The sequence below is a fragment of the Streptomyces albicerus genome, from assembly GCF_008905045.1.
GTDB classification, from domain to species: Bacteria; Actinomycetota; Actinomycetes; order Streptomycetales; family Streptomycetaceae; genus Streptomyces; species Streptomyces albicerus.
Map to the genome: position 1 here is coordinate 134,449 of NZ_VWMY01000002.1, position 7,508 is coordinate 141,956.

Annotated in this window: 7 protein-coding genes and 1 riboswitch; of the genes, 3 read left to right on the plus strand and 4 right to left on the minus strand. The window is 71.1% G+C overall.

Features of this window, described 5'->3' with window-relative positions; all coding sequences use genetic code 11:
- Positions 1 to 50: 50 nt before the first annotated feature.
- Entirely contained in the window at positions 51 to 2,360 is a 2,310-nt protein-coding gene (metE, locus tag GAS53_RS02175; RefSeq protein ID WP_192582906.1) for a 5-methyltetrahydropteroyltriglutamate--homocysteine S-methyltransferase, read from the minus strand.
- Positions 2,361 to 2,502: 142 nt separating this feature from the next.
- A riboswitch (cobalamin riboswitch) is annotated at positions 2,503 to 2,732 on the minus strand.
- A 123-nt stretch (positions 2,733 to 2,855) separates the two neighbouring features.
- On the opposite strand from metE, the gene GAS53_RS02180 reads away from it, so the two are divergent.
- Together GAS53_RS02180 and GAS53_RS02185 are read left to right on the plus strand one after the other, a co-directional pair.
- Positions 2,856 to 3,419, plus strand: a complete 564-nt coding sequence (locus GAS53_RS02180) for an ArsR/SmtB family transcription factor (RefSeq protein WP_151475660.1) — start codon at positions 2,856 to 2,858, stop codon at positions 3,417 to 3,419.
- The gene (locus tag GAS53_RS02185) at positions 3,416 to 4,801 is read left to right on the plus strand and encodes an MFS transporter (RefSeq protein WP_225858667.1); all 1,386 of its coding nucleotides are present in this window, start codon (positions 3,416 to 3,418) and stop codon (positions 4,799 to 4,801) included. The genes GAS53_RS02180 and GAS53_RS02185 overlap by 4 nt, the downstream gene beginning before the upstream one ends.
- Positions 4,802 to 4,838: 37 nt before the next feature.
- On the opposite strand, the gene GAS53_RS02190 is transcribed toward GAS53_RS02185, so the two are convergent.
- The 3 genes from GAS53_RS02190 to GAS53_RS02200 form a co-directional block, all read right to left on the minus strand.
- Positions 4,839 to 5,186: a tetratricopeptide repeat protein gene (locus tag GAS53_RS02190; protein ID WP_192582907.1), complete on the minus strand. Its 348-nt coding sequence runs from the start codon at positions 5,184 to 5,186 to the stop codon at positions 4,839 to 4,841.
- A 125-nt stretch (positions 5,187 to 5,311) separates the two neighbouring features.
- Entirely contained in the window at positions 5,312 to 5,773 is a 462-nt protein-coding gene (locus GAS53_RS02195) for a winged helix DNA-binding protein (RefSeq protein WP_151475661.1), read from the minus strand.
- Between the two features lie 6 nt (positions 5,774 to 5,779).
- Positions 5,780 to 6,301 carry a MarR family winged helix-turn-helix transcriptional regulator gene (locus GAS53_RS02200; protein ID WP_151475662.1) on the minus strand — a complete coding sequence of 174 codons (522 nt, stop codon included), beginning with the start codon at positions 6,299 to 6,301 and terminating at the stop codon, positions 5,780 to 5,782.
- Between the two features lie 133 nt (positions 6,302 to 6,434).
- On the opposite strand from GAS53_RS02200, the gene GAS53_RS02205 reads away from it, so the two are divergent.
- Positions 6,435 to 7,400, plus strand: a complete 966-nt coding sequence (locus GAS53_RS02205) for a pirin family protein (RefSeq protein ID WP_151475663.1) — start codon at positions 6,435 to 6,437, stop codon at positions 7,398 to 7,400.
- Positions 7,401 to 7,508: the final 108 nt, after the last annotated feature.

Below are 7,508 nucleotides of genomic sequence, written 5' to 3' on the forward strand. Positions count from 1 at the left end.
ACCGGCCCGAGCCGCTGGGCCCCGCCTCGGCAGGGGCCCAGCGCTCCCGCTCACCCCGGCAGGTTGCCCCGCACCCGGCGTGCCGCGGCTGTCATCCGTTCCAGGGCGGGTCCTGCCTCGGCCCAACTCCGGGTCTTCAGGCCGCAGTCGGGGTTGATCCACAGCCGGTCGGCCGGTACGGCGAGCAGCGCCCGGTCGATCAGATCGGTGAGTTCCCGCTCCTCCGGGACGCGGGGCGCGTGGATGTCGTACACGCCGGGACCGACCGCCCTCGGATATCCGGCCGCGGCGAGTTCCTCCGCGATCTGCATCCGCGAGCGGGCCGCCTCCAGACTGATGACGTCGGCGTCCAACTCGTCGACGGCATCGAGGATTTCACCGAACTCCGCGTAGCACATGTGCGTATGGATCTGAGTGTCCGCGCGTACCCCCGAGGTGGCCAGCCGGAACGCCTCGGTGGCCCAGGTCAGGTACGCGGGCCGGGCCGCCGCACGCAACGGGAGCGTCTCGCGCAGCGCGGGCTCGTCGACCTGGACGACGGCCGTGCCCGCGGCCTCCAGGTCGGCCACCTCGTCGCGCAGCGCCAGCGCCACCTGACGTGCGGTCTCGGCGAGCGGCTGGTCGTCCCGCACGAACGACCAGGCGAGCAGTGTGACCGGGCCCGTGAGCATACCCTTGACGGGGCTACCGGTCAGCGACTGCGCGTACGTCGTCCACGGCACCGTCATCGGAGCCGGTCGCGAGACGTCACCGGCCAGGATCGGCGGACGGACATAGCGGGTGCCGTACGACTGGACCCAGCCGTGCCGTGTGGCGAGGAACCCGGTGAGCTGTTCGGCGAAGTACTGCACCATGTCGTTGCGTTCGGGTTCGCCGTGCACGAGGACGTCGAGCCCGGCCTTCTCCTGGAAGGCGATCGAGTCCCGGATCTCCTCGCGGATCCGCTCCTCGTACGCCGCCTCGTCGATCCGGCCGGCCCTCAAGTCGGCCCGGGCGAGGCGCAGTTCACGAGTCTGCGGGAACGAGCCGATGGATGTCGTGGGCAGCGGCGGGAGTCGGAGCCGGGCCTGCTGGGCGATCGACCGCTCGGCGAACGACCGGGGGCGGCGGATGTCGTCGGCCGTGACCGCCGCAGAACGGGCCCGTACGGCCGGGTCGCGGGTGAGGGCGGAGGCGGCACGGGACGCCAATGCGGCCCGGTTTGCGGCGAGTTGAGGAGCGATGCTGCCCTCGGTGAGACCGCGGGCCAGTGTCACCACCTCGGCCGTCTTCTGTTGTGCGAAGGCCAGCCAGCGTGCCACCTGCGGATCGATGTCACGCTCCGCCGCGGCGTCGAGCGGTACGTGCAGCAGCGAGCAGGACGGCGCCACATCCAGCCGCTCGGCGAGCCCGAGCAGCGTGGCGAGGGTGGCCAGCGACCGTTCCAGGTCGTTGATCCATACGTTGCGGCCGTCCACCACACCCGCGACGAGCCGCTTGCCGGGCAGTCCGCCCACCGCCGCGAGCGCGTCCAGGTTGGCGGCGGCCGGGCCGGTGAAGTCCATCGCCAGGCCCTCGACCGCCGACCGGGCGAGCACGGGCAGTGCCTCACCGAGCCGGTCGAAGTACGAGGCGACCAGCAGCTTCGGACGGTCGGTGAGTGCGGTGAGGTCGCGGTACGCGCGGGCCGTGGCGTTCAGGACGGCGGGGGACTGGTCCTGCACCAGCGCGGGCTCGTCCAGCTGCACCCAACTCGCGCCCGCCGCACGGAGATCGGACAGCAGTTCCGCGTATACGGGAAGCAGCCGGTCCAGCAGCGTCAACGGCCGGAAGTCGGCCGCGACGCCCGGCGCGGGCTTGGCCAGTAGCAGGAAGGTGATGGGTCCGACGAGTACGGGCCGGGCGGTGTGGCCGAGTGCAACGGCCTCGCGCAGTTGGCCGACCGGTCCGCGCGCGTCGGATGCGAAGACCGTGTCGGGGCCCAACTCCGGGACCAGATAGTGGTAGTTGGTGTCGAACCACTTGGTCATCTCCAGCGGCGCGGCCGCGTCGGTGCCGCGCGCCATGGCGAAGTAGCCGTCGAGCGGGTCCGCGTCGAAGGCGGCCCGGTGGCGGGCGGGGATCGCCCCGGTCATGACGACCGCGTCCAGGACGTGGTCGTACAACGAGAAGTCCCCGGTGGGCACTTCGGAAGTGCCGGCGTCGGCGAGCCACCGCCAGGCGTCGCGGCGCAGGCCGGCCGCGGTCGTACGCAGCTGGTCGGCGGTCACTCGGCCGGCCCAGTAGCCCTCGACGGCCTTTTTCAGCTCACGGGACGGGCCCTGCCGGGGCCAGCCGTGCACGGTGGCACGGACCTGCGGGGTGGGGGAGCGGTCGGTCACGTAACTCTGCCCTTCGCGAGTCGCGGGGAGGATCCCGGGACGTCCGACGCGAAGGAACGGCGGATCGGCGAAGCCTCGTCACACACTGCCCGCCTGCTCCGCCGGCCCTCCCACGAGGCCGCCGAGATCGCCGTACGCACGGGTGGCGCACGGGCAGTTGGCAGGTCTTCGGACTCGTGGGCACACCCTGTCCTCCGACGAGGACACGGCACCTACTGGCCGTCGCTTCCCGGATCCGTCGGGCGGATCCAGTGCGTATGACGGCGGTCGTTCCCACTCACCGCTGCGGGGCAGTCCCGGATTCCCACCGGGTTCCCTCTTACGACGCCTCCCGTCTGGCTGACGGGGCGAACCAGCTGCACGGACATCGTAAGCACATAACTGCCGTGGGCCGCGAGTCAGTTGTCGTCGCGTGGATCACGAGCGATGTGATTGCGAAGAGATGTTCGCGAAGAATCCTTCCGGAAGAGTTCTTCGCGTTCTACGCTGCGCCTCATGGCGGACGACGACATCACCCTCGACCTCGACAGGGTCGCGCTGCGCGTGCTGGCCCATCCCATGCGGATCGCTCTGCTGAACCGGCTTCGGCAGCAAGGCCCCGCCACCGTGCGGCAGTTGGCCGCGCACTTCGAGCTGGACTCCGGTGCGGCCAGCTATCACCTGCGGCGGCTCGCGGCGGGCGGACTGATCGAGGAGGACACGGAGAGGGGGACGAAGCGGGATCGGTGGTGGCGCGCGCGGCACCGGATCTCGATGCACGATCCGGCCGTCTCGCCGGGCGCCGCCGAGAACCGTGCGTACGCGCAGGCGCTGGCGCTGGCCGACGGTGAGTCGTTGCGCAGGGCGGCCGCCGAGGTCGTACCCCTGCTGCCCGACGAGTGGTTCGGGGTGAGCGCGTTCATGAGCGACATGCTGCATCTGACACCGGGTGAACTCGACGCGATGAAGGGGGAGTTGGCGGGGGTGATCGAGCGCTACCGGGTTCGTGAGCGCACCGAGGGGGCCGAGCGGGTGGCCGTGCGGCTGCAGATGTTCCCGTTGCTCGACGAAGACACGTGACCACGCGGCCCGCCTTCCGTGATCCCAACGTCCTGCGCTGGCTGGGCGCCTACACGACGTCGGTCACCGGCGATGTCGCCTACTTCATGGCCCTGTCCTGGGCCGCCGCCCGCGCCGCCGGTCCCGCCCAGGTCGGTGCCGTCCTCGCCGCCGGGGCGATACCCCGTGCCGTCCTCATGCTCGGCGGCGGCGTGCTCGCCGACCGCTTCGGCCCACGCCGCGTCCTGATCGGCAGCGACCTCGCACGGTGCGGGGTGGTGCTCGGCGCCGCCGCTCTGACCTGGGCCGACAGCCCTCAACTGTGGCTGCTGTACGCCATGGCCCTGGTCTTCGGCGCGGTCGATGCGGTCTTCATGCCGGCGGTTGGTGCGCTGCCTCCGAGGCTTACGGACCAGGGTCAGCTGGCCCGGGTGCAGGGGATGCGGGTGCTTTCGGTGCGGTTCAGCAATGCGGTGGGACCGCTGATCGGGTCCTTCGCGCTGGCCGTTCAGGGCGCCGCGGGCGCTTTCGCCGTGGTGGGAGTGCTGTTCGGCGTGTCGCTGGGGTTGTTGATGGCGGTGCGCACGGGGCCGGTGGCAGGGGCGCGGCCGACCAGGGACGCCGAGACGGGCCCGGCCCGGACCGACCCTCCCAGCCGTCCGAACGAACTCGCCCCGCACGGAGACGTTCCCAACGACCCCGCCCCGCACGGACACGGCCCCGACGAATCCGCGCCGCTTCGGCGTGACCCTGTCGCATCCGCGCCGCGTCGGCGTGATCCCGACGAACCCGAGCCGCGGCGGCCCCTGTCGGCCGATCTGCGCGACGGCCTCCGCTACCTGCGCGGCGACAGGCGCCTGCGCCGCCTGGTCTGGGTCATCGCCCTCGGGGAGATGTGCTTCAGTGGCCCGCTCGCGGCGGGACTCGTCCTCCTCGCCGACGAACGGGGGTGGAGCGCCGCCACGCTCGGCTGGATTCTCGCCGCTTTCAGCGTCGGCGGGGCCGTGAGCGCGCTGACGATGGCCGCCGCGCGCCGGGTGCCCCGTGCCGGGGCCGTACTGGCCGGCTCGCTCGTCGTGACCGCCGGAGTGGTCGTGGCGCTGGGCCGGGTGGCGACGCCCGGAGCCGCCGTCGCGCTCGGCGGGCTGCTCGGCACCGTCAGCGGTGTCGCGATGGTGCTCGGCAACGCCCTCCTGCAGAAAGAGGCCGAGCCCCGGTACCTCGGGCGCGTCACGTCCGTGACGACCCTCTGCACCCTGGGGCTCAGCCCTCTCCTCTACCCGCTCACGGGCCTGGTCGCCGCGGCCTGGGGCACGGCGGTCTTCTTCGCGGGATGCGGCGCGATCTGCGTCCTGGCGGCCGCGACCGCGCTGACCCCGCCGCTGCGTGGCGTACGCCTCTAGGCTGACGGGGCTCAGATCCGCCCGGCCTTGCCGGCGCTCACAAGGATTCGAAGTCCCCGGCAAGGGCCGACGCGAGCCGCATGTGGGGCTCGGCCTCCTCGTGCCGCCCCTGGCGCTGGAGCGTGCGGCCCAGCATCAGCCGGGCGTAGTGCTCCACGGGGTCGCGCTCGACGAGTTCCCTCAACTGGGTCTCCGCACGGCGCAGTTGGGCCGAGTGATAGTACGCGCGGGCCAGCAGCAGGCGCGGTCCCACCTGCTCCGGCGCCTCCTCGACCAGGCCGTCGAGGATGCGCGCCGAGGCGGCGTAGTCCCTGGCGTCGAAGAACATCCGGGCGCGCTCCCAGCGCTCCGCGGACGTCCCGTGGTCGTAGTACGTCGTGTTCACTGTCCGACCTCCTTCGACGCCCAGAACCACCCGGGTTCGTTGAATATTCCACGACCATGACCACGACCACGACCATGACCATGACCATGGCGGTGGGCGTGGGCACAGGCGACTGCGAGTGACTGCTACATGCGGGCCAGCTCCGCGTTCGCCCGCTCGGTGACGAGGGTCAGTACGCGGCCCGTCGTCGCCAGGTCCTCGGCAGGAATGTCCGCGTAGATCCGGGCGGAGATCTCGCCGGTCTCGGCGGTGACCCGCTCGTACAGCTCCCGCCCGTTGTGCGTGAGCCGCAGCCGGGACCTCTCCGACGGGACCTCCTCGATCAGATGCGCCGCCGTCAGCTCGTCGATGGTGGCCCGAACGACCGACTCCTCGACCTTCAACGAGCCGGTCACCTCGGCCACCAGCCGGTCGTGCTCGATGAAGTCGTCGGCGATCGCGACGACCCTGAGGGTCACCGACTGGTTGAAGGTGTTGCCGGTACGGGCCAGGACGCGCTCCAGGACGGCGCGGCCCGCGTAGTGGGCCAGGGCTATCACCCGTCCGTTGACGATCGGTGTGGTGGGTGTGGATGCGGCGGTGGTCATGACTGCCTACCTTTCGAGTTCCGTCTCGTTCTCGGCCGATGCGTCGGTTGACACCTCGGTCGGCTTCTCGGTGGGCGGATCAAGTGGTACGTCGAGCAAGGTCGCCAACTCTCGGCTGAACGCCTTCGTGCGCCGGCCGTCGAGGCCCCCGAGCGGCCCGAGCAGCTGTTCCAGCAGCCCCTGCACGACCTTGATCGCGCGGCGGGTGACCTCGCGCCCCTGCTCGGTGAGGGACAGCTGCACGGCGCGTGGGTCGGCGGGATCCCGGGTGCGCTTGACGAGCCCGGCGGCCTCCAGAGCGCGGGCGAGCTTCGACACGTACAGCGGTTCGAGGCCCGTGTGGTCGGCGAGTTGCCGCTGACTGGGGCGGAGTCCCTCCCGGTGCATGCCGTACAGCGACGCCACCAGCGAGTACTGCGCGTGGGTGAGGCCCAGGGGTGCCACCGCCCGGTCCACGGCGACCCGCCACTTCATCGACAGGCGCCACACCAGGAAACCGGGCGTCGCGCCCTCGGGATTCGTGCTCATGGCGAATACAGTACATAGCTATTATGTACATGGCTAGTATCTTTGGAGTGCGCGCCGATGCCGAGCCAAGTGACCGCCGACGGGCGGGTGGATGGCCTGACGAAGCGTCCTTCTCGGGGTTAGGTTGGGCGCCATGAGCAATCTTGATCGCGAGGCAGTTCCCGCTCTGTGCGGAGGCCGGGGTTTCGTGGTGGCGGAGCCGGTCCGCGAACTCCTCAGCCCCCGCCGGGTCAAGCTCGGCGAGTCCAGCGAAGTCCGCCGTCTGCTGCCCAATCTGGGCCGACGCATGGTGGGCGCCTGGTGCTTCGTCGATCACTACGGTCCCGACGACATCGCCGACGAGCCCGGCATGCAGGTCCCGCCGCATCCGCACATGGGCCTGCAGACCGTCAGTTGGCTGCACGAGGGCGAGGTGCTGCACCGCGACTCCACGGGCAGCCTCCAGGCGATCCGCCCGCGCGAGCTGGGCCTGATGACCTCTGGCCGGGCCATCAGCCACTCGGAGGAGAGCCCCAAGTCGCACGCTCGTTTCCTGCACGGCGCGCAGCTGTGGGTCGCTCTGCCCGACAGTCACCAGCACGCCGACCCGCGCTTCGAGCACCACGCCGAACTGCCCGTCGTCACCGCCCCCGGCCTGCGGGCCACGCTCATCCTGGGCGGCGTCGACGGGGCCGCCTCACCCGGGACGACGTACACCCCGATCGTCGGCGCCGACCTGGCCCTCGCTCAGGGCGCCGACGTACGCCTCCCGTTGGAGCCGGACTTCGAGTACGCCGTGCTGTCCATGTCCGGCGAGGCCCATGTGGACGGCGTGCCGCTGCTGCCCGGTTCCATGCTCTACCTCGGCTGCGGCCGTTCCGAACTGCCCCTGCGCGCCGAGTCGGACGCGGGCCTCATGCTCCTCGGCGGCGAGCCGTTCGAGGAGGAGCTGATCATGTGGTGGAACTTCATCGGGCGATCCCAAGGGGAGATCGAACAGGCTCGCTCGGACTGGATGAAGGGCTCGCGGTTCGGTGAGGTGGTGGGCTACGACGGTGCTCCACTGCCTGCTCCTGAACTCCCGCCGGTGCCGCTGAAACCGCGTGGAAGAGTGCGTTGATCTGGGCTAGTTGTGATGCTCGGCCCCCGCCGGGCGTGCCCGATTCCGTGCTGAGCTGATCGTGCCCGAGATGCTGCGGCGCCCCCCGACAGAATCTGTCGGGGGGCG